Consider the following 288-nt stretch of genomic DNA (forward strand, 5'->3'; position numbering starts at 1 on the left):
CCTTCGATACGCTTAGCTATTGCTGGTAGTCAGACTTTATATAGACGTAGATTCGGCCCTGCTCTGTCGCAATGTCAGGCGACAGTTGGACAGCCGAAATACCTAGCTGCTCACCAACGGCCTTGGCAGCTTCTGCAAGATCTTCAGAACCGTAGTAGACGGTAGTTTGATCCAGCACTGCGTCGGGCCTGTTCGATGCAGCCGAATCGGTGAACCCGTAGTTGATCAGCTTCTGCGCGGCCTCACCAGCTACCCCGTTTCCGGCGTCCACGTTGAATACCGAAACTG

Annotated in this window: 1 protein-coding gene; it reads right to left on the minus strand. The window is 54.2% G+C overall.

Annotation, left to right across the window (positions count from 1 at the left end; all coding sequences use genetic code 11):
- Positions 1–16: 16 nt before the first annotated feature.
- Positions 17–288 (minus strand): LytR C-terminal domain-containing protein (locus tag QP415_RS11520; protein WP_285100172.1); only part of this gene is annotated, 272 nt, incomplete at its 5' end.

The sequence above is a fragment of the Pauljensenia sp. UMB3104 genome (genome assembly GCF_030217285.1).
Taxonomy (GTDB): Bacteria; Actinomycetota; Actinomycetes; order Actinomycetales; family Actinomycetaceae; genus Pauljensenia.